The 460-nt window shown below is 42.4% G+C and carries 1 protein-coding gene; it reads right to left on the minus strand.

What is annotated here, in order from left to right; all coding sequences use genetic code 11:
• Positions 1-460: IgGFc-binding protein (locus I6F37_RS39295; RefSeq protein WP_225154269.1), on the minus strand; the 460-nt coding region annotated here is incomplete at both ends.

Genomic DNA, 460 nt, shown 5'->3' on the forward strand with positions numbered 1-460 from the left:
GCATGAACTGGGCTACCATGATAGGTTTATCACCTTCTATGTATTCAGGAACATTGCTTTCAAATTGGTAGTAACGTTGGTTAATTAATCCTGTTAACGTGGTTCCATTTCGTTTCACTATTGTTGTTGTATCGTACACGGTTATTTTATACAGGTTGGTTGACGTTGCTGAAACATTATTGCCTGTTGCCGTGGGAGCAGTTAAATACTTCTTACCCCATATGTGAATTGGAAACAACTGAACAATATCATTATCTCTACCGGCATTACCGCAATTTGCTGCATTCCCTGTTCTACTGCTTCCTGCAAATACTGCCACCGGTTTACCTTGCACCAAGGCCCTGATCTTAGTTCCCGTCAATTCATAACCATTCATGAATGAACCCGGCAGGTTGGCCCCCATGATTTGATAAACCTGGCCCTTTTGCAGAATGACAATCTTAGGGATGCCTTGCTGCAT

Source organism: Bradyrhizobium sp. NBAIM08, from assembly GCF_020193935.1.
GTDB classification, from domain to species: domain Bacteria; phylum Pseudomonadota; class Alphaproteobacteria; order Rhizobiales; family Xanthobacteraceae; genus Bradyrhizobium; species Bradyrhizobium yuanmingense.